Origin of the sequence: Agromyces sp. CF514 (genome assembly GCF_900113185.1) — a bacterium.
GTDB lineage: Bacteria > Actinomycetota > Actinomycetes > Actinomycetales > Microbacteriaceae > Agromyces.
The window spans coordinates 1580546-1600949 of sequence record NZ_FOZD01000001.1 but is presented as its reverse complement, the minus strand read 5'-3'; the positions used below and the strand labels follow the sequence as shown (position 1 = coordinate 1600949).

The window sequence follows — 20404 nt, the reverse complement described above, 5'->3', positions numbered from 1 at the left end:
CCATGACCGCCGACCCGCTCCCCCTCGCGCTCGGCACCGGGCCCGCCGTGCTCGCGTTCGACGTCGGCGGCACCGACACCAAGTCGGCGCTGATCGACCGCGACGGCCGGGTGCTCGGCCTGCGTCGCACGGCGACGCCGATCGATCCGGCCGACCCCGCGGCATCGGTCGTCGGCTCCCTCGCCGACCTCGCGCGCGCCCACCTCGAAGAGCAGCCGGGCGTGCGACCATCCACCGTGGGCCTCAGCGTGCCCGGCATCGTCGACGAGGTCGACGGCGTCGGCGTGTTCGCATCGAACTTCGGATGGCGCGACGCACCGATCCGCGACCTCGCCGAGCGCGTGCTCGGCCTGCCGGTCGCGTTCGGGCACGACGTGCGCGCCGCCGGCGACGCCGAGCACCGGCTGGGCGCCGCGCGCGGGTACGACGACGTGATCGTGCTCGCCATCGGCACGGGCATCGCCGGATCGATCATGCTCGCGGGGCGCCCGCTCGTCGGCGGCGGCTTCGCGGGCGAGATCGGGCACATGCTCGCCGACCCCTCCGGCGAGCGCTGCGCGTGCGGGGCCATCGGCTGCCTCGAGACCATCGCCTCGGCCGGCGCGATCGCGCGACGGTACGCCGCGGCATCCGGCACCGCGGTCTCGGGCGCTCGCGAGGTGCTCGCCGCGGCGAGCGCCGGCGACGCTCTCGCCGAGGCCGTGTGGAGCGACGCGCTCGACGCGCTCGCCGACGCCCTCGCCAGGCTCACCGCCACGATCGCCCCGCAGGCCGTCGTGATCGGCGGCGGCCTGTCACAGGCCGGCGACGCCCTCTTCGACCCGCTGCGCGAACGGCTGGACGCCCGGCTGAGCTTCCACCGCCGCCCGACCCTCGTCCGTGCGCGCCTCGGCGACGACGCCGGCCTGCTCGGCACGGCGCTCGCCGCCCGGGACCTCGTCTCGGGCCCGACCCGGGAGGACCGCGCATGATCGTCACCGTGACGCCGAACCCGGCGCTCGACCTCACCTGGCACGTCGACGGCCTCGTGCCGGGCGAGACGCATCGCGTGCCCGCCGGGATCACACGCGCGGGAGGCAAGGGCGTCAACGTCGCCCGGGTGCTGCACGAGCAGGGGGTCGACGTGCTCGCGCTCGCGACGTTCGGCGGGACCACCGGCACCGAGTTCGCCGCAGATCTCGCGGTCGGCGGCGTGCCGCACCGCCTCGTGCCGGTGACCGGGGCCACGCGCCGCAGCATCGCCGTCGTCGACACGGATGCCGCGCACACCTCGGTGCTCAACGAGCGCGGCGCGACGCTCACCGCGGCCGAGGCGGACGCCCTCGACGCGGTCACGGTCGAGGCCGCGACCACGGCGGCCGCCGCGTCGGCGGCGCGAGCCGCCCGACGTCGCGACATCGCCGTGATCTCAGGCAGCCTGCCGCCCGGATACGAGCCCGAACGCATCGGTGTGCTCGTGCGCCGGCTGGCGCAGGCCCGCGCACGCGTCATCGTCGACACGAGCGGCCCGGCGCTGCTCGAGGCCGCCCGCGCGGGCGCATACGTGCTGAAGCCGAACGCCGAGGAGCTCACCGCCGCCACCGGCATCGCAGATCCGCTGGAGGGGGCACGCCTGCTGCTCGACCTCGGCGCGACCCTCGTCATCGTCTCGATGGGGGGCGACGGGCTGATGCTCGTGAGCCGGGCCGAGGGTGGCCGACCGATCTCCGCCCGGCTGCCGAGGGTGCTCCGCGGCAACGCGACGGGGGCTGGCGACGCCGCCGTGGCGGCCGTCGCCGCCGCGATCGTCGCCCCGATCCCCTTCGACGCGGACACGGAGCAGGCCGCAGCCGCACGCCGCATGCTCGTGCGCAGGGCCGTCGCCTGGTCGGCATCTGCCGTGCTGGTGCCGGTCGCGGGATCGCTCTCCCCCGAACACGAGTCGCTCGAGCACGAGGTCGTCGTCGATCCGGCATCGACCGAACCGTCGCCGAGCACGCACCACCAGCTCCAGCTCCAGCTCCACGAGAACGCCGAGGAACCCGCATGACGCTCGCCCCCACCCAGCGACTCCTCGACGAGGCGGTCGCCGCACGACGCGGCATCGGCGCCTTCAACGTGCTCCACCTCGAGACGGCCGAGGCCCTCGTCGCGGCCGCCGAGCAGACCGGCCTGCCCGTCGTGCTGCAGCTGTCGGAGAACTGCGTGAGGTTCCACGGCGGACTCGAGCCGATCGCGCGCGCGACGCTCGCCGTCGCCGACGCCTCGAGCGCGGAGGTCGCCGTGCACCTCGACCACGCCGAAGACGCCGAGCTCGCGCTGCGCGCCATCGACCTCGGATTCGGCTCGGTCATGTACGACGGCGCGAAGCTCCCGTTCGAGCAGAACGTCGCGACCACCCGACGGGTCGTCGCCCACGCCGCGGCATCCGACGTGCTGGTCGAGGCCGAGCTCGGCGAGATCGGGGGCAAGGACGGCGCCCACGCGCCGGGCGTGCGCACCGACCCCGACGAGGCCGCACGCTTCGTCGACGCGACGGGTGTGGGTGCGCTCGCGGTCGCGGTCGGCTCGTCGCACGCGATGACCGAGCGCGTCGCCGCGATCGATCTCGACCTCATCTCCCGGCTTCGCGATGCCGTGCCGGTGCCGCTCGTGCTGCACGGGTCCTCTGGCGTCTCGGACGACCTCATCGTCGCCGGCATCCGATCGGGCCTGGTGAAGGTCAACGTGTCCACGCACCTGAATGCGCAGTTCACGGCGGCGATCCGCGACTACCTCGAGGCGAACCCGACGGCCGTAGACTCGCGGAAGTACCTCGCCGCCGGGCGCGACGCGATCGCACGCGAGGCGGCACGCCTGCTCGAACTCTTCGGATCCGCCGGAAAGGACCCCAACGGATGAACCGTGCCGAGCGCCTGAGCGCCGTGCTCGACCTGCTCGCCGAGAGCAGCCAGGTCGAGGTCGACCAGATCGTCGATCGGCTCGGCGTCTCGCCCGCGACCGCGCGGCGCGACCTCGACGCGCTCGCGCAGCAGCAGCTGCTCACCAGGACGCGCGGCGGAGCGGTCGCGCACTCGGTCGCGTACGACCTGCCGTTGCGCTACAAGAACCAGCAGAATCCCGACGCGAAGGCCGCCATCGCCCGCGCCGCGAGCGCGCTCGTGCCGCGCGGCGCCGTGATCGGCCTCTGCGGCGGCACGACCTCGACCGCGATCGCCGACGCGCTCATGGCGCGGGCCGACATCATGGAGCCCGCGCCCGATCCGGGGCTCACGGTGGTCACCAACGCCTTGAACATCGCGATGCAGCTCTCGGTGCGCCCGCAGATCAAGACCGTCGTCACCGGCGGCGTCGTGCACCCCAGGTCGTACGAGCTCGTCGGCTCGTACGTCGACGCCGTGCTCGGCAACATCACGCTCGATCTCGCGTTCATCGGCGTGAACGGCATCGACCACATCGTGGGGCCCACCTCGCACGACGAGCGCGAAGCCGCGGTCAACACGCTCATGGCATCGAGGGCCGCGCACGCGGTGATCGTGACCGACTCGTCGAAGATCGACAAGCGCGCGTTCGCCGCGATCGGCCCGCGGCGGCTGTTCACCACGATCATCACCGACGAGGGGGCGACCCTCGAACAGCGCCAGCGCCTCAGCGAGCACGGCTACGACGTTATCGTTGCCTCGTGAGCTCCGGCACGACCGTCATCCATTCCGCGCGCCTCGTGCGCGCCTCCGGCATCCTCGACGACGCGTGGGTGCGCTTCGAGGGCGACCGCATCGCCGCCGTCGGCACGGGCGGCGAGTGGGCAGGGTCCGACGCCGGTTCGCCTGATCAGGTGACGGATGCCGCGGGGCGGCTGCTCGCGCCGGGGTTCATCGACCTGCACTGCCACGGCGCCGGCGGTGCCGCTGCCGACGAGGGGCCCGACGCCGTCGAGCGGATCCTCGCCGTGCACAACGCGCACGGAACGACCCGCTCGGTGCTCTCGCTCGTGACCGCCTCGATCGACGATCTCGCCGCGCAGGTGCAGACGATCGCCGCGATCGCCGCGCGCGACCCCCGCGTGCTCGGCTCGCACCTCGAGGGGCCGTTCCTCGACCACGAGTTCCGCGGCGCGCACGACCCCACGCTGCTGCGCGCCGCCGACGCCGCATCCGTCGACCGCCTGCTCGAGGCCGGCGGCGGCACGGTGAGGCAGGTGACGATCGCGCCCGAGCACGACGGCGCTGAAGCGGCGATCTCCCGATTCGTCGACGCCGGCGTGCGGGTCGCGGTCGGCCACACGGGCGCCGACTTCGAGACCGCCCTCGCCGCGTTCGAGGCGGGAGCATCGCTGCTCACCCACGCGTTCAACGGCATGCGCGGCATCCACCACCGCACGCCCGGGCCGGTCGTCGCGGCGATGCACGCGCCGCACGTCACGCTCGAGGTCATCAACGACGGCGTGCACGTGCACCCAGACGTCGTGCGGCTGGCCTTCGCGGGTGCACCCGGGCGGGTGGCCCTCATCACCGATGCGATGGCCGCGACCGGCTCGGCCGACGGCCGGTACATCCTCGGCTCGCTCGAGGTCGACGTGGTCGACGGGGTCGCCCGGCTCGCCGACGGCGGTTCGATCGCCGGCTCCACGCTGACCCTCGACGTCGCGCTGCAGCGTGCCGTCGCCGTGAGCGGCCTCCCGCTCCACACGGCGATCGCGGCGCTCACCGAGGTGCCTGCCGCCGCGCTGGGACGCGCACACGATCTCGGCCGCCTCGAGGCCGGCTACGCCGCCGACGCCGTGCTGCTCTCCGACGACCTCGAGGTCGAGCGCGTGTGGGGCGCCGGCATCCGCCTGGTCTGAGCCCCGCCCCGCCCTGCGAGCCGCGCCCGGATCGGGTGGGCACGGTCGCCGGCTGACCACTCGAGCGGGTCCGCAGGTGTGTTCCCCTTCACCTCCGGACCCGCTCTGGGCGATCGCACCGCCGCCCCCGCGACGACCGACCATGCCGAACGACCGGATACCGGGTCGGGGCCCGGTACCTGTCGCTCGCAAGAGCGCCCCTTCGGATGCCCTCACCAGAGAAGACGACGGACAGCCGGAATCATGACGCCGGTTTCGAGGAAATCTGAGAAACTACTGCAACCCGCGCTGAACCGCGTCATGATCCGCCCGACGACGCGTCTCTCAGACGAACGCCCGTAGCCCCGCAGACCCGAAGGAGGCGGCATGGCACGCCTGCGCCAGGAGCCGTCCGCCGACGCCGCGCTCATCGAACGCGTCCGCAAAGGCGACCGCACCGCGTACGGCGAGCTCTGGCAGCGCCACGCCGGCGCCGCACGCACGGTCGCGCGCTCCTACAGCTCACTCGACCCCGACGATCTCGTCTCGGAGTCGTTCACCCGCATCTACGACATGCTGCTCGCGGGCGGCGGCCCGCAGGGAGCGTTCCGCCCGTACCTGTTCACGACGATCCGCAACACGGCATCGAGCTGGGGGCGCGCTCGTCACGAGACCAACCTCGAGACCCTCGAGTCCTTCGAGGACCCCGCGACGACCGAGTCCGCGACGCTCGACGCACTCGACCGCTCGACGACCGCGAGGGCGTTCCGTTCGCTGCCGACGCGCTGGCAGGAGGTGCTCTGGTACTCCGAGGTCGAGGGCATGACCCCGCAGCAGATCGCCCCGCTGGTCGGCATGAGCGCCAACAGCACGGCGGCACTCGCCTACCGGGCGCGCGAGGGCCTCCGCCAGGCCTGGATCCGTGCGCACCTGCGCGACGCGAAGACCGAGCCCGAGTGCGGCTGGAGCATCGAGCGACTCGGCACCTACGCGCGCGGCAAGCTCGGCACGCGCGACACCGCGCGCCTCGAAGACCACCTCGACGGGTGCGCCAAGTGCACGATCATCGCGGCAGAGGCACGCGAGGTCGGATCCCGCCTCGCACTCGTGCTGCTGCCGCTCGCAGCCGGGCTCGGCGGGGCGACCGCCTACTCCGCCTGGCTCTCGCAGGGCGCTCCCGTCGCGGACTTCGCGCTCGGCGCGGGCGCAGCGGCGGCCGGCACGTCCGGTGCAGGCGGCACTGCAGGCGCCGGCGGCACGTCCGCTGCCTCCGGAGCCGGCGGCACCGGCGCCGCCGGAACCGGAACGGGCACCGCGGCCGGATCGGGCGCGGCCGCCGCCGGCGTCAGCGGCGTCGCGATCGGCGGCGGCATCGGCGTGCTCGCACTCGCCGCCGCAGCGGTCGCGGCGGCCGTGGTCATCGCGCCGAACCTCGCCCCGACCTCACCGGCGGCGGCGCCGCCCGCTGCGGCAGCGGAGGTGCCGTCCGGCGGCTCGACGGGGCCGTCCGCGGTGCCGCCTTCCGCGCCGCCCGCCCCCGAGCCCGTGACACCCGAGCCGGTCGTCGCACCCGATCCGATTCCGTCGCCCGGCCTCTCCCCGGCCGATCCGGGGCTGCCCGCCGTCACCGATCCGTCGACGCCCGCGCTGCCGGACCGTCCGCCGGTGGATCCCGTCGACCCGGTCGACCCCGTGGATCCCGTCGACCCCGTCGACCCCGTGGATCCCGTCGACCCGGTCGAGCCTGTGGATCCCGTCGACCCGGTCGACCCCGTCGACCCCGTGGACCCGGTCGACCCCGTCGACCCCGTCGACCCGGTCGACCCGGTCGATGTCATCGCCCTGCCCCCGGTCGTCGCCGAACCCGACACCGCCGGCGGCCTCGTCGACCCGATCCTCTCGGGCACCGCCGAGCCCGGAGCGGGCATCCGGGTCACCGCCGGCGAACGAGCGTGGGCGACCACGGCAACTGCGGAGGGCGCATGGTCGCTCACCGCCGACGGACTGCCCGCCGCGACCACACCGCTCGCCGTCGCGCAGACCGATGTCGCCGGCAACGTGTCCGAGGCGACGGTGGTCGAGGTCACGCTGACGAGCCCGCAGCTCGTGCTCACGTGGGATCGATTCCGGTGGCGCGGCGAGTACCTCGGGCAACCGCACGCCGTCGTCCGCGTCGACCTCGGCGGGTGGTTCACGAGCGACGTGCGCCTCGACGCGAACGGCCGCGCCGCGGCATCCGGAACCTTCCTCGCCCTCATCTCCGACTTCGTCGACGTGACCGTGCGCTACGTCGTCGACGATCGCTCCGGCCCGTCCGCAGAGGTCACGAAGGCAGACTGAGTCACGGCTACGCTGGGCGGATGACCTCCGTTGCCTCGCCCGACCACCTGAACCACTGGGTGCTCACCCTCAGCTGCGTCGACTCGCCCGGCATCGTGCACGCCATCAGCGGAGCCATCGTCGCGGCGCGCGGCAACATCACCGAGAGCCAGCAGTTCGCGAGCACCGAGACCGGCAGCTTCTTCATGCGGGTGCAGATCGAGTCGCCCGCCGAGCGCGCCGAGTTCGAGGCGGCGCTCGAGCCGGTCACCGCCCGCTGGCAGATGTCGTGGGAGCTCGACGAGGTCGGCCGGCCGCTGCGCACGCTCGTGCTCGCCTCGACCGCCGGCCACTGCGTCAACGACCTGCTCTTCCGCCAGCGGGCCGGGCAGTTGCCCGTCGAGATCCCGCTCGTGCTCTCGAACCACGGCACGCTGCGCGACCTCGTCGACTTCTACGGCGTGCCGTTCGAGGCGTCCGCCGTCACGAACGCAGACGAGAAGGCGGCGTTCGAGGCGCGCGTGCTCGAGGCGGTCGACGCGCACGACATCGAACTCGTCGTGCTCGCCCGCTACATGCAGATCCTCTCGCCCGAGCTCTGCGAGGCGCTCGCTGGGCGCTGCATCAACATCCACCATTCGTTCCTGCCCGGCTTCAAGGGCGCGAACCCGTACCGCCAGGCGCATGCGCGCGGCGTCAAGCTCATCGGCGCGACCGCGCACTTCGTCACGAGCGACCTCGACGAGGGGCCGATCATCGAGCAGAACGTCGTGCGCGTCGACCACTCGCGCTCGGTGTCCGAGCTCGTCGCGATCGGGCAGGACGAAGAGAGCCGCACGCTCAGCCAGGCGGTGAAGTGGTTCGCCGAGCGCCGCGTGCTGCTCGACGGCGCGCGCACGATCATCTTCCGCTGAGCTCTGGGCATCGAGTCGCCCGGCGAGGGTGAGGGCGAGAACGAGGGCGAGGGCGAGGGCGAGGGCGAGCGGATGCCGCCGGCGGGCGGCCCTCCGTCGACACCGTTCGAGGCGGTTGCACGGCGCGGGGCGAAGTAGGCTGGACTCCCGTGAGCAGTGCACTCCCCCAGCCCCAGCCCAAGATCGGCCCGAACGACATCCTCCGCTTCCTGCTGGAGCTGTTCGCGTTCGTGAGCCTCGGCATCTGGGGATTCCTGTCGTTCCCGCTCCCGTGGCCCGGAGTGCTCATCGGGCTCGGCGCGCCCGCCCTCGCGATCCTGGCGTGGGCGTTGTTCCTGTCTCCGAAGTCGGTGTTCCGCATCGACGTGTTCGGCCGGGCGATCGTCGAGATCGTCATCTTCACGACGGTCGCACTCGCCTGGTGGACGCTGGGCCAGCCGGTCGTGGCGATCGAGTTCGCCGTCGTCGCCGCCGTGAGCGGCATCCTGCACGGGCGCAGCCAGCTGGCCGACTGACCACCCCCGACCATCGGCGAGGGCCCCGGCATCCGATCGTCGGATGCCGGGGCCCTCGCCGTCGAGCAGCCACCGCACGCGGCAGGGTCGCGGCGTTCGGTGCGGTCGGGTCAGACGGCGAGGGCCGCCTCGGCATCCGACTCCGCGCCGCCTGCGGTGCGGAAGTGGCCGACCACCGAGAGCAGCAGCCCGCCGACCGCCCACGCCCCGAGCACGAGCCACGGGAACGACGCGTCGGCCTCGGGGAAGTACGAGAGGTCGCGCAGCAGCGTCGCAGCGGCTCCCGGCGGGAACCACTGGCCGACCGCGCCCCACGGGGCGAGCAGGAACTCCTTCGGCACGGCGGCCGCCGACAGCGGGTTCGCGAACAGCAGCATCACGACCGGGCCGAATGCGATGCCCGCGCGGCCGATGAGGGCGACGAGTCCGGTGATCGGGGCGGCGATGGCGATGAGGGTCAGGCCGATCGCGGCCGCGTTCGCCCAGTAGTCGCCCTGCAGCGAGCCGAACCAGCCGCCGAGGATCCACGCGAGGAGCAGTCCGCCCGCGGCTCCGTAGACGACCACGGCCATGACCCGGCGCAGCGCTCCGATGACGACGAGCGAGATCGCGATGCCGCCGATCATGCCGCCGAGCACGAGCGGGAACATCGCCGTCGCGATGCCCGTGCCACGGGCGTCGGTGTCGGCGAGCGGCACGATGTCGGTCACGGCGACCACGATCGTGTCGGGTGCGGGCGCTCCGGCGGCTGCCGCGGCGGCCTGCGCCTGCGCGTTGACGCCCTGCTGGAGCTGGGCGGCCACGCCCGTGAGCAGCTGCGAGACGGCGAGGCTTCCACCCGAGGCGACCAGCACCTCTGGCTGCTCGCCGAGGATCACGGCGCCGTAGACGTCGCGGTGCTGGATCGCCTCGACGGCGGCGTCGCGGTCGTCGACCGTCTCGAGCGCGACCGCCCCGTCGGCCTGCTCGTCGATCGCCTCGGTCGCGGCCGTCACGGCCTGCTCTGGCCCGGCGATCGCGACGGGCAGGTCCTTCGGGTCCATCGTGACGGTCGGCCACGAGAACGCGAGCACGAGCACGCCCACGAGCGAGACGAGCCCGACGGCGAGCCCCAGAACCCGCGCGATCGGCGTGTGCGCCGTCGTGGCATCCGGATGCGACATGATTCCTCCAATAAAAACGAATATTCGTTCTTTATTGTGGGCCGAGCTCCTATGCTTGTCAAGAACGCCCGTTCGGTTTGCACGTGCGGGTGCACGTTCGAGGGGAGCACCGATGCCGAAGGTCACCGACGAGTACCGCGCGGCCCGCCGCGACGAGATCATCGAGGCGGCACTGCGGAGCTTCGCCGAGCGCGGCATCCAGCGCACGTCGATGGCCGACGTCATCGAGGCGTCCGGGCTCTCGGCGGGCGCGATCTACGGGCACTTCGCCGGCAAGAAGGAGCTCTTCGCCGCGGTCGCCGAACGCGTGCTCGGCACCCGGACCGCGGAGCTCGAGGCGCTCGGAGAGGGCGGGGCGATCCCCTCGCCCGGCGAACTCATGGCCTCGCTCCTCGGGGGCATGAGCCGCGAACCGTTCGCCGACGTCGTCGTGCAGCTCTGGGGCGATGCGGCCATCGACCCCGAGATCCGGTCGATGGTGCAGAGCGTGTTCGCGAAGCTCCGCGGCCTCCTCGAGTCCGGGGTGCTGGCGTGGGCGCAGGCGAACCCCGATCGCATCGAGGGAGACCCGACCGAGTGGGCGAAGCGGGCCGCGCCCGTCGTGCTCGGGTTCGGGCCCGGCTTCCTGCTGCAGCGCGCGCTCATCGACGACTTCGACGGCGACGCCTACATCGCGATGCTGCCCCAGCTGCTCCCCCGCTGATGGCTCCGGCCCGCCCTGATCGGGCTCAGATGCCCTGCCACTCCGGCTTGTTGTTCCACGCGTGGCGGTAGTAGTCGACGTTCTCGAGCAGCGAGGCTGCGGCCTCGTCGACGATCACCGTGGTGTGCGGGTGCAACTGCACGGCGGAGCCGGGCTGGCTGGCCGTGACCGGGCCTTCGACCGCCGCCGCGATGGCCTTGGCCTTGGCTTCGCCGAACGCGAGGAGCACGAGGTGTCGCGCGCGCAGGATGGTGCCGATTCCCTGGGTGATGCAGTGCATCGGCACGTCTTCGGGCGAATCGAAGAACCGGGCGTTGTCGACGCGCGTCGGCGCGGTCAGCGTCTTCACGCGCGTGAGCGACGCGAGCGACGAGCCTGGCTCGTTGAAGCCGATGTGCCCGGTGCGTCCGATGCCGAGGATCTGGATGTCGATGCCGCCCGCGGCGATGATGGACGCCTCGTAGTCGGCACCCGCATGCTGGATCTGCCCGGGATCGCCGTTCGGCACGCGCACGAGCTCGGGGGTGAGCCCGAGCGGCTCGACGACCTCGCGGGTGATGACCGACCGGTAGCTCTCGGGGTGTCCGTCGGGGAGCCCGACGTACTCGTCGAGCGCGAATCCGCGGACGCCGCGGACGTCGATCCGGTCGGCCGCGATGCGGCCGGCGAGGGCCCGGTAGGTGGCGAGCGGCGTCGAGCCGGTCGCGAGCCCCAGGACCGCGTCGGGCTTGCGGTGGATGAGCGAGACGATCGAGTCGGCGACGAGGTCGCCGGCCGCGAGCTCGTCTTCGACGACTACGAGTTCTGCCATGAGGGTTCTCCAACGAGGGCGGCGCCGACGGCGGCCGCGGGGAATCCGAGCGGGATGACCTGCACCCGCTCCGCGAGGTCGGTCGAGGCCAGGAAGGGCGAGCTTCCTGCCCACTCGTTCAGGATACGGCGCACGCCGAGCAGCAGCGGCTCGCCGAGCGAGGCGAGACCGCCGCCGATCACGATGTCGTCGACATCGGTGGTCAGCGCGAGCAGGCGCACGGCCGATGCGGCGCCGCGGAGGAACTGCTCGCGCACGCCGATCGCACGCTCGTCGCCCGCTGCCGCGGCGTCGAAGAGCTCGATCGCCGGCAGCGGGTGCACGGTCGGCCACATGCGCGCGATGGCGGAGCCCGACGCGAGCGTCTCGAGGCAGCCGCGCTGGCCGCACCCGCAGACCACGCCCGACGGGTCGACCGGGATGTGCCCGATCTCGCCGGCGACGCCGTGGCCGCCGCGGAGGAGTTCGCCGTCGAGCACGATGCCTGCGGCGAGTCCGGTGCCGAGGTTCAGGTAGGCCATCGAGTGCGCGGTGATGCCGTCGGCGACGCCGAGCAGGTGATGCGCACCGAGCGCGGCGGCCTTCACGTCGTTCTCGACGCGCACTGCGACGCCGAGTTCGTCGGAGAGCCGGGGGCCGAGGTCGAGGCCCTCGAGACCGAGGTTGACGGCGTGCTCGACCCGGCCGGTCGAACTGTCGACCGCCCCCGGGATGCCGATGCCGATCGACGAGAAGCTCGTCGCCTGCACCCCCGCGAGCTCGCTCATGCGTGCCACGACCTGGAGTGCGGTGGACACGACCTCGGGCGCTCCGAAGCCAGTGGGCAGCTGCACGAGGTCGCTCAACTCGCCGTCGGCGCCGATCGCCACGGCAGCGGTCTTCGTGCCGCCGATGTCGATGCCGAGTCTCATGCGACCCCCGCCTTCTCGGGCGAGAGCGCCGAACCCACGAAGGCGAGCAACGCCGAGCCGATGAGCCGCGAGGCGCCGAACGTGGCGATGTCGGCGTAGGCGCGGTCGTTCGACGGCCAGCCCATGTCGACCGTCACGACGTCGTCGCGCGTCGCACGCAGGCCCTGGATCGCCTCGACGGCGAACGGATGGCGGTGCAGGTCCTTTCCCACGACGAGCACGGGGCCCGCGAGCGAGAGGATGTCGGCGAGCGGCGCCGCCTCGGAGACGGGCACGACCGCCGCATCCGCGAACCACTGCGGAGCCTCGTCGACGAGGGAGACCGCGAACGGCCCCCACGGCGCGACGCCGATCGCGATGTTCGCGACGGTGTCGACGCGCACGACGGTGCCGATGCGGGAAGCCGACCCGAGTCGCGCGCGCGCGGCATCCGCGACCTCGAACGCGGCGGCGAACGCGGCGAGCTGCTCCGGGTCGTGCTCGGGCTCGATACCGGGCGAGATCGCGGGGATCTCGGGCAGGTCGGCGCTCAGCGCGCGCACCCGCGCCGCGGCCTCGCGCACGCGCTCGGCCGGAAGTCGTCCGGCTCCGATCGCAGCCTCGACCGCGTCGACGATCTCGTCCATCTGGGCGTCGGAGTTGTCGGAGCCGATGCAGAGCAGGTCGCAACCGGCGGCGAGGGCGAGCACGGCAGCCTCAGGGATGCCGTGCACGCCGCTCGCCCCCTTCATGTCGAGGGCATCGCTGACGATGACGCCCTCGAACCCCAGCTCCCCGCGGAGCAGGCCTTGCAGGATGCGAGGAGAGAGGGTGGCGGGGTGGTCCGCATCGAGCTGCGGCAGCAGGATGTGGCTGGTCATGATGGTGCGCGTTCCCGAGGCGATCGCGGCCCGGAACGGCACGAGCTCGCGCTCGCGGAGCGTGTCGAGCGAGACGTCGACCACCGGCAGGGCGAGGTGCGAGTCGGTCGCGGTGTCGCCGTGCCCCGGGAAGTGCTTCGCGCTCGCGGCGACGCCGGTCGACTGCACGCCGCGCACCCACGCCGAGGTGTGGCGTGCGACGAGCTCGGGGTCTGAGCCGAAGCTCCGCACGCCGATCACGGGGTTGTCGGGGTTGGAGTTCGCATCGATGTCCGGCGCGAAGGTGACGGTGCAGCCCGTCGCCGCGAGCGCCTCGCCGACCTCGCGGGCGACTCGCTCGGTGAGCTCGGACTCGTCGAGGCGACCGAGCACGGCGTTCCCCGGATAGGGCGCGCCGCGGTCGTAGAAGAGGCGCGTGACGTCGCCCCCCTCTTCGTCGATCGCGATGACGGCGAGCGGGTTCGCCTCGCGGAGGCTCGCGTTGAGGGTGCGAAGCTGCTCGGCGTCGACGATGTTCGGGCCGAACACGCAGACGCCGCCGAGACCGTCGCGCAGGCGCTCGAGCAGCCAGTCCGGCGCGCTCGTGCCTGCGAAGCCCGGAAGCAGGGTCGTATGGATGTCCCGGCGCAGGTCGTCGCCCGCGCCGGTCTGGTGCGGCGCGCTCATCCCTTGACGGCTCCGCTCACGAGGCCGCCGGTCATGCGGCCCTGCACGAAGAGGAAGAAGATCACGACGGGCAGCGCGATGAGCGTGGATCCGGCCATGACCGCACCCCAGTTCGTCGCCTCGGTGGCCGACTGGAAGGAGTTCAGCCACGGCGGGAGCGTGAGGTTGTAGCCCTTCATGAGCAGCAGCGCCATCGTGAACTCGTTCCAGCTCTGGATGAAGGCGAAGATGCCGGTCGAGACCAGGCCGGGGGCGAGCAGCGGGAAGGTGACCTTCCAGAAGGCCTGGGCCTTGGTGCACCCGTCGATCTGGGCCGCCTCCTCGAGGTCGGCCGGAACGCCGGCGACGAAGCCGCGCAGGGTCCAGATCGTGAAGGGCACGACCGAGGCGAGGTGCACGATGAACAGGCCGATGAGGGTGTTCATCAGGCGCCAGTCGTCGATCATGTTGTAGATCGTGAACATCATGGCTTCGCCGGGCACCATCTGCACGACGAGCACGCTGACGATGAAGACGTAGCGGCCGCGGAAGGCGAACCGGGCGATCGCGATCGAGGCGATGAACGCGATCAGGGCGCAGACGATGACGACGGCGATCGCGACGATGATGCTCGAGCCGAGCGCGTGCGGGAAGTCGGTCTGGCCTGGTGCGGCCTCACGGGTCCAGGCCGTCACGTAGTTCTTCATCGTGAACTCGAACGGGAAGAAGCTCGGGTTGCGGCTGATGATCTGGTTCGACGGGGTGAACGACATGTTCACCATCCAGTAGACCGGGAACACCGAGCACAGGAACACGAGGATCGCGACCGTGTTGATCACGATCTTCGGCGCGCCGAACCGGTGGGTACGCCGGGTCTTCTGGGTGTGGGGCGTCACCGACGCCGGGGTCTCGGCGAGCTGGACGGCGGGAGAGATCTGCGTGGTCACGCTTCCTCCTCCTTCAGGCTGGAGCGGACGTTGTAGTAGGAGATGCCCATGAGCAGGATGACCATGAACACGCCGATCGCGGCGGTCACGCCGAACTCGCCGAGCCCTTGGCGGAACAGGTACGTGCCGAGCACGTTCGTCTCGGAGGCGATGCCGCCCTGCTGCTGCAGCGCGTAGACCTGGGTGAAGATGCGGAGGTTCCAGATGGTCTCGAGCACGATCACCGCGGTGATCACGTTGCGGAGGTACGGAAGCACGATGAGACGGAACCGCTGCACGGCGTTGGCGCCGTCGAGCTGCGAGGCCTCGAGCACCTCGTCGGGCACCTGGCCCAGCCCGGCGTAGAAGGTGAACACCGCGAACGGGATGCCCTGCCAGACGACGATGATGATGAGCACGAACATGAACGACAGCGGGTCGATCAGCCAGGAGTGGCCGCGGAAGTCGTTGGACTGGGTGATCGTGTTCAGGAACCAGTTGACGAGACCGTAGTCGGTGTCGAAGATCCAGCCGAAGACGACGGTCGCCGAGAGCGGCGGCATCGCCCAGGCGAGCAGCAGGCCGATCGAGACGAGCAGGCGCATGCCCTTCGTGAGCCGCAGCATGAGCAGGGCGATCAGCATGCCGCCGACGACGATGAGCACGGTCAGGATGACCATGAGGGCGAGGCTCCGGGCCAGGACGGCCGGGAAGTCGGACTTCGTGAAGACCTCGATGTAGTTGTCGAAGCCGACGAAGTTCGCCGGCGTGCCGAGCATCTTGTTCTTGATCTCGAGATCGGTGAACGACGTGATGAACATCACGATGGTCGGATAGACGACCATGACCACGAGCAGCACGATGCTGGGGGCGAGCAGCATCCAGGGCGCGAACGGGAACTTCTTCTTCTTCGGATCGCGGCCGGCCGAGTGGCCGGGCTGCGGAGGACGGGTACCGGGCGTGCGCGGCGCTGCGTCGTGTTCCGTGAGGGTTGCGCTCATCGGCTGCTCCTCGGGGTGGTCGCGAGGGGATCGCGGGTGGGACTGATGGTACTGGCGCGGGAGCGTTCCCGGCAGGGGAACGGGGGGCGGAGCTGTGTGGGTCTCCGCCCCCCGCGTCGGGCTCAACAGGGTCAGCTGTTGAGGATCTCCTCGATCTGCGCGTCGAGGTCGGCCGCGATGGACGCGACGTCGCCACCCTGGGCGATCTTCACGAGCGCCTCCTGGATGATCTGCGCAGCCTCGACCTCAGCCCACTTCGGGGTGGTCGGGGTGACCTTCGAGTTCTCGAGCGCGACGGCCTGGGCCTTGGCGATCTCGGTGTCGGGCAGCTGCGCCGCCGAAGCCGTGAGGCCCGGGGTCAGGCCACCGGCGGCCAGGAGGTCCTGGTAGCCGGCGCTGGCCATGATGTCGAGCGCGGCGCGAGCCTGCTCGGGGTTGGCGCTCTTCGTCGCGACGGCGACGTTCGAGCCACCGGCGAAGATCGGAGCGGTCTCACCGGCGGTCTCGCCCGGGAGGGCGAAGGCGTGCAGGTCTGCACCGTAGGTGTCGGGGCAGCCGGGAGCCTCGGCGTCGGCCGGAGCGTTGATCGACCACTGCACCCATGCCGGCGCGGAGAGGAACAGGTCCTCACCGGCGCAGAAGGGAACCTGCGGGTCGGTCTCGTCGCCGTCCTTGGCCGCGTTGGACGCGTTCAGGTAGACGTCCTGCAGCTGGGTCAGGCCCTCGATGCCGCCCTCGCTCGAGAAGCCGGCCTTCCACTCGTCGCCGTCCTGCTCGGCGATGAATCCGCCGTGCGACCAGACGTAGGGAAGGGCGTTGTACCAGTCGCGGCCTGGAGCCCAGATGCCCGAGAGGGTGTCGGTCTTGCGCGCCTTGCCGGTCTCCACGTACTCGTCGAGCGTCGTGGGGATCGCCGTGTCGCCGAGGATCTGCTGGCTGTAGAACACGATGCGGCCGCCGGCGTAGTACGGAGCGGCGTAGAGGTCGCCGTCGTAGGTCGCCGACTCGACGAGGCCCGGGAGGTAGTCGTCGGTGTTGAAGTCCTCGAGCGGCAGGAACAGGCCCTGGTCCGCGAAGCTCGCGGTCTGGGTGTTGCCGACCTCGACCACGTCGGGCGAGTCGTTCGACTGGAGTGCCGCAGCGTACGTGTCGCTGACGTCGGCCCAGGTCTTCTCCTCGACCGTGAGGGTCCAGCCGTCGTTCTCAGCCTCGAACGTGTCCTTGAGGTATGCGCGCGCGTCCTTGGGCGTGTCGGAGCCGACGACCCAGACGGTGATGTCGCCGCCGTCAGCGGACGTGTCGCCGCCACCGGTGCTGCAACCGGCGAGGGTGAGCGCAGCAGCGGCGCTGAGGGCCACGATGCCGAGTTTCCTCATTTGCGTTTCCTTTCATGGGGTGGGGCGGCAGCGGGGGTTCGCTGCACCCTTGGTGCGTGGGGTGCTCTTACGAGACCCCGAGTTGTCCGGAGAGGACCATGACGGCCGCGCCGCGAAGGACGATGTCCTGCGCCTGCTCGGTCATCCGGAGCCTCAGATCACGGTTGTGTTCCGCCATCGTCCGCGTCCGGAGCGTTTCGACGGCCGCCAGGGCGAGGGGGCCGTCAAGCAGTTCGGCGGGGCCGCTGAGCGCGACCTCCGACAGGTTGAGCGCACCCACGACGGGTGCGAGCACGATGCCGAGCCGTCGGCCGGCCTCGGTGAGGATGGCTTCGCGATCGGATGCCTCGTGCTCGGTGTGCTCGAGGGCGTCGAGCTGTGCGGTGAGCCGGGGCACGGCGAGCCACGTCTCGAGGCAGCCGTGCTTGCCGCACGCGCAGCGGGGACCGCCGTCGGTGCCGACGACGACGTGGCCGATCTCGCCGGCTGCGAAGCCGCCGCCGATGACGGGGCGCCCGCCGATGATGATCCCGGCGCCGACGCCGTGGCCGACCTTGATGAGCAGGAGGTCGTCGCTCGTGGAGGCGCCGTGCTCGGCGAGCACGGCGACGTTCGCGTCGTTGCCGACGTGCACGGGCAGGCCGAATGCGGCCTGCAGGCGAGCCCGCAGGTCGAGGTCCTGCCAGCCGAGGTTGGGCGCGGAGCGGATGACGCCCTGCGGGTCGACGACACCGGGCGAGCCGACGCCGATGCCGAGCACGGGTGCGGTCACGGCGGCGACGAGTCGGGCGGCGAGCGCGTCGACGAGTGCGACGGCCGCCTCGCCGGTGGCGCCGTCGCGGGGCAGTTCGGCCCGTGCGACGATCGCGCCGTCGAGATCGACGACGGCGCCGAGGAACCGCTCGTGCTCGGAGAGGTCGATGCCGACGATCTGGAACGCGGCGCGGTCGACGTCGATGAGGATCGCGGGCTTGCCTGGGCGGGCGTCTTCGCGGTGGCCGAGTTCGACGACGAGCCCCTCGGCGATGAGCTCGGCGACGAGGTCGGAGACGGTGACGCGGGTGAGCCCGGTCTCGCGGGCCACGTCGGCTCGGCTCTGGGGCCCGGCCGAGTAGAGGGTCTGGAGCACGAGGGCCCGGTTGTGGCTGCGCGCGTGCTCGGGCAGCACCTTGCCGGTGGGCCGGAGTGCGCGCGACCTGGTGAAGAGGGGGGCCTGGTCGAACGGCGCGGTGAGCACGTCTGCGCCGACCCCTGGGGGGGTCGGGCTCTCGAGGGTCTGACCTCGCTGCGCCTCCGTTGACATGTTTGTTAGTAAAGCTTACGAACAAACAAACTGCAAGAGTTCGCCGGGGCTTTTCCTCGCTGTTACCGAACCGTGATCAGTCGGCCGGACCCGGAGCGGACCCGGCCGTGATCTCCGGTGCGCCACCGGCGGCCGAGCCGGCCGAGCCCGCTCCCCCGCCCGCACCGCTGACCGCTCCCCCGCCCGCGGCCGCCCGCGCGACGGGGCGCGCATCCAGGCGTCCGCCGACGGCCCGCAGCGCCGCAAGGATCGTGATGAGGTCCACGACCTCCTGCAGCAGCGCGCCGATCGTCGCCGGGATCACGCCGAACGCGGCGACGAACATGAGTGCGACGCTCACGACGATGCCGACCCAGATGCTCTGGAGGGCGATCCGCACGGTGTCTCGCCCGATCTCGACCGCTTTCGCGACACGCGAGATCTCGTCGACGAGGATCACCGCCGAAGCGGACTCGCTGGCCGCCGTGGCGCCGCGAGCGCCCATCGCGATGCCGACGTCGGCCGCGGCGAGCACCGGCGCGTCGTTCACGCCGTCGCCGACCATGATCACGGGGCGCTCCGCGATGGCGGCGACCTCGTGCACCTTGTCGGCCGGCAGGCAGTCGGCGCGCACCCGCGTGATGCCGAGCTCCGCGGCCACGTGGTCGGCCGTGGCCTTCGCGTCGCCCGTGAGCATGACGGTGCGGTGCACGCCGAGCGCATCGAGCCGGGCGAGGGTGTCGTGCGCGTCGTCGCGCAGGCGATCGCTGGCGAGCAGGGCGCCCGCGAACCGCCCGTCGATCGCCACGTAGACCGCGAGCTCCCCGGGCGCGATCGCGGTGCGCACCGCATCCGCGGCGTGCTCGTGCACGAACGCGAACTTGCCGACGACGACGTCCCGGCCCCCGATGACCGCCTGCACGCCGTTCGTCGCGGTCTCGCGCGCCCCGTCGGCCTCGACGAGCGCGAGGCCGCGTTCCCGCGCAGCCTCGATCATCGAGCGCGCCAGCACATGCGACGAGTACTGCTCGGCCGAGGCCACGGCGGCGAGCAGCTCGTCGTCGGCGAATCCGTTCTCGGCCCTGATCGCCACGAGCGCGGGCTCGCCGCGCGTGAGGGTGCCGGTCTTGTCGAACACCGCCGTCTTCGCCCTGGCGAGGAGTTCGAGCACTCCCCCGCCCTTCACGATCACGCCGTTTCGGGCCGACCGGCTCATGCCGCCGATGAACGCCACGGGCGCCGCGATGAGCAACGGGCACGGCGTCGCGAGCACGAGCACCTCGGCGAACCGCACGGGGTCGCCCGAGATCCACCAGGCGACGCCGCCGAGTGCGAGCGAGAACACCGTGAACGGCACCGCGAACCGGTCGGCGAGCCGCACGACCGGCGCCTTCGACTCTGCGGCCTCGGCGACGAGCGCCACGATCTGCTGGTACTGGCTCTCGGCGGCCGTCGCGGTCGCGACGATCTCGATCGCGGTCGAGCCGTTGACCGCCCCGCTCAGCACCTCCTCGCCCGAACCGCGTTCGACCGGCACGCTCTCGCCCGTGATCGAGGACTCGTCGAGGGTCGCGGCCTCGGATCGCAGTGTGCCGTCGACCGGGAGGATCTCGCTCGGACGCACGAGCAGCACGTCGCCCACCCGCACCTCGTCGGCGTGGATCTCGACGATGCCGTCGCCCTCGATGCGGTGCGCGAGCTGCGGCGCCCGAGTGAGCAGCGCATCGAGCTCGCGCTTGGCCCGGCGGTTCGCGTAGTCCTCGAGCGCCTCCCCGCCGGTGAGCATGAGCACCACGAGCAGCGCCGCGACGTACTCGCCGACGGCCACGGTCGCGATGATCGCGGTGATCGCGAGGACATCGAGCCCCCAGTGTCCGCGCAGCATGTCGCGGACCATTCCCACCGCCTGCCACGCGGCGATCGCGAGCGCGTAGGCGCTGAACAACCACGCCACCGCGGCGCCCGCGCCGGTCAGGGCGAGCACGATGCCGAGGCATCCGATCGCGATCGTGAGCGTGACGGCCCAGTACCGGCGGGCGAGCTTGAGGAGGCGTCCCATGCTTCCATCCTGCCCGCCAGGGTCTCGGGCGGGCAGGGCGACACGGAGATCGGATGCTGCGGCATCCGGAGACGACGAAGGGGCGGATGCCGCAGCATCCGCCCCTTCGCTCGAAACC

Annotated in this window: 18 protein-coding genes; 9 read left to right on the top strand and 9 right to left on the bottom strand. The window is 71.9% G+C overall.

The annotated features are described in order from the left end of the window. Window positions 1-2 precede the first annotated feature (2 nt). The 8 genes from BM342_RS07020 to BM342_RS06985 all read left to right on the top strand — a co-directional run bounded on the left by BM342_RS07020 (window position 3) and on the right by BM342_RS06985 (window position 8549). Window positions 3-971, top strand: coding sequence for an ROK family protein (locus BM342_RS07020; RefSeq protein ID WP_092964701.1), 969 nt, complete (start codon window positions 3-5; stop codon window positions 969-971). Continuing rightward, window positions 968-2029: a 1-phosphofructokinase family hexose kinase gene (locus BM342_RS07015; protein WP_092964700.1), complete on the top strand. Its 1062-nt coding sequence runs from the start codon at window positions 968-970 to the stop codon at window positions 2027-2029. The genes BM342_RS07020 and BM342_RS07015 overlap by 4 nt, the downstream gene beginning before the upstream one ends. Next, a complete protein-coding gene (locus BM342_RS07010; protein ID WP_092964699.1) occupies window positions 2026-2880 on the top strand; it encodes a class II fructose-bisphosphate aldolase in 855 nt (284 codons plus the stop codon). The genes BM342_RS07015 and BM342_RS07010 overlap by 4 nt, the downstream gene beginning before the upstream one ends. Next, on the top strand, window positions 2877-3665 hold the full coding sequence (locus BM342_RS07005; RefSeq protein WP_092964698.1) for a DeoR/GlpR family DNA-binding transcription regulator: 789 nt from the start codon (window positions 2877-2879) through the stop codon (window positions 3663-3665). The genes BM342_RS07010 and BM342_RS07005 overlap by 4 nt, the downstream gene beginning before the upstream one ends. Further along, window positions 3662-4822 carry an N-acetylglucosamine-6-phosphate deacetylase gene (gene nagA / locus BM342_RS07000; RefSeq protein WP_092964697.1) on the top strand — a complete coding sequence of 387 codons (1161 nt, stop codon included), beginning with the start codon at window positions 3662-3664 and terminating at the stop codon, window positions 4820-4822. Before BM342_RS07005 ends, nagA begins: the two co-directional genes overlap by 4 nt. Before the next feature lie 366 nt (window positions 4823-5188). Then, complete coding sequence (locus tag BM342_RS06995; RefSeq protein WP_092964696.1) at window positions 5189-7141, top strand: sigma-70 family RNA polymerase sigma factor; 1953 nt, start codon at window positions 5189-5191, stop codon at window positions 7139-7141. A 20-nt stretch (window positions 7142-7161) separates the two neighbouring features. Then, entirely contained in the window at window positions 7162-8034 is an 873-nt protein-coding gene (purU, locus tag BM342_RS06990; protein ID WP_092964695.1) for a formyltetrahydrofolate deformylase, read from the top strand. A gap of 149 nt (window positions 8035-8183) precedes the next feature. Continuing rightward, window positions 8184-8549 (top strand): YrdB family protein, encoded by a 366-nt coding sequence (locus tag BM342_RS06985; protein ID WP_092964694.1) that lies wholly within the window; start codon window positions 8184-8186, stop codon window positions 8547-8549. 110 nt (window positions 8550-8659) lie between these two features. Here BM342_RS06985 and BM342_RS06980 read toward each other — a convergent pair whose 3' ends face one another. Beyond that, the gene (locus BM342_RS06980) at window positions 8660-9712 is read right to left on the bottom strand and encodes a hypothetical protein (protein ID WP_092964693.1); all 1053 of its coding nucleotides are present in this window, start codon (window positions 9710-9712) and stop codon (window positions 8660-8662) included. A gap of 112 nt (window positions 9713-9824) precedes the next feature. Here BM342_RS06980 and BM342_RS06975 point away from each other — a divergent pair, with 112 nt between their 5' ends. Further along, window positions 9825-10415 carry a TetR/AcrR family transcriptional regulator gene (locus tag BM342_RS06975; RefSeq protein WP_177232093.1) on the top strand — a complete coding sequence of 197 codons (591 nt, stop codon included), beginning with the start codon at window positions 9825-9827 and terminating at the stop codon, window positions 10413-10415. 25 nt (window positions 10416-10440) lie between these two features. On the opposite strand, the gene BM342_RS06970 is transcribed toward BM342_RS06975, so the two are convergent. The 8 genes from BM342_RS06970 to BM342_RS06935 form a co-directional block, all read right to left on the bottom strand. Beyond that, on the bottom strand, window positions 10441-11226 hold the full coding sequence (locus BM342_RS06970; RefSeq protein WP_092964691.1) for a glucosamine-6-phosphate deaminase: 786 nt from the start codon (window positions 11224-11226) through the stop codon (window positions 10441-10443). Next, a complete protein-coding gene (locus BM342_RS06965) occupies window positions 11211-12137 on the bottom strand; it encodes an ROK family protein (protein WP_092964690.1) in 927 nt (308 codons plus the stop codon). Before BM342_RS06965 ends, BM342_RS06970 begins: the two co-directional genes overlap by 16 nt. Continuing rightward, window positions 12134-13663, bottom strand: coding sequence for a glycoside hydrolase family 3 protein (locus BM342_RS06960; RefSeq protein ID WP_092964689.1), 1530 nt, complete (start codon window positions 13661-13663; stop codon window positions 12134-12136). The genes BM342_RS06965 and BM342_RS06960 overlap by 4 nt, the downstream gene beginning before the upstream one ends. After that, on the bottom strand, window positions 13660-14484 hold the full coding sequence (locus BM342_RS06955; RefSeq protein WP_369823150.1) for a carbohydrate ABC transporter permease: 825 nt from the start codon (window positions 14482-14484) through the stop codon (window positions 13660-13662). The genes BM342_RS06960 and BM342_RS06955 overlap by 4 nt, the downstream gene beginning before the upstream one ends. Window positions 14485-14585: 101 nt before the next feature. Further along, entirely contained in the window at window positions 14586-15569 is a 984-nt protein-coding gene (locus BM342_RS06950) for a carbohydrate ABC transporter permease (RefSeq protein ID WP_255368588.1), read from the bottom strand. 131 nt (window positions 15570-15700) lie between these two features. Beyond that, window positions 15701-16945 carry an extracellular solute-binding protein gene (locus tag BM342_RS06945; protein ID WP_092964688.1) on the bottom strand — a complete coding sequence of 415 codons (1245 nt, stop codon included), beginning with the start codon at window positions 16943-16945 and terminating at the stop codon, window positions 15701-15703. Window positions 16946-17012: 67 nt separating this feature from the next. After that, entirely contained in the window at window positions 17013-18248 is a 1236-nt protein-coding gene (locus BM342_RS06940; RefSeq protein WP_092964687.1) for an ROK family transcriptional regulator, read from the bottom strand. Between the two features lie 76 nt (window positions 18249-18324). Next, the gene (locus BM342_RS06935) at window positions 18325-20286 is read right to left on the bottom strand and encodes a heavy metal translocating P-type ATPase (RefSeq protein WP_092964686.1); all 1962 of its coding nucleotides are present in this window, start codon (window positions 20284-20286) and stop codon (window positions 18325-18327) included. Window positions 20287-20404: the final 118 nt, after the last annotated feature.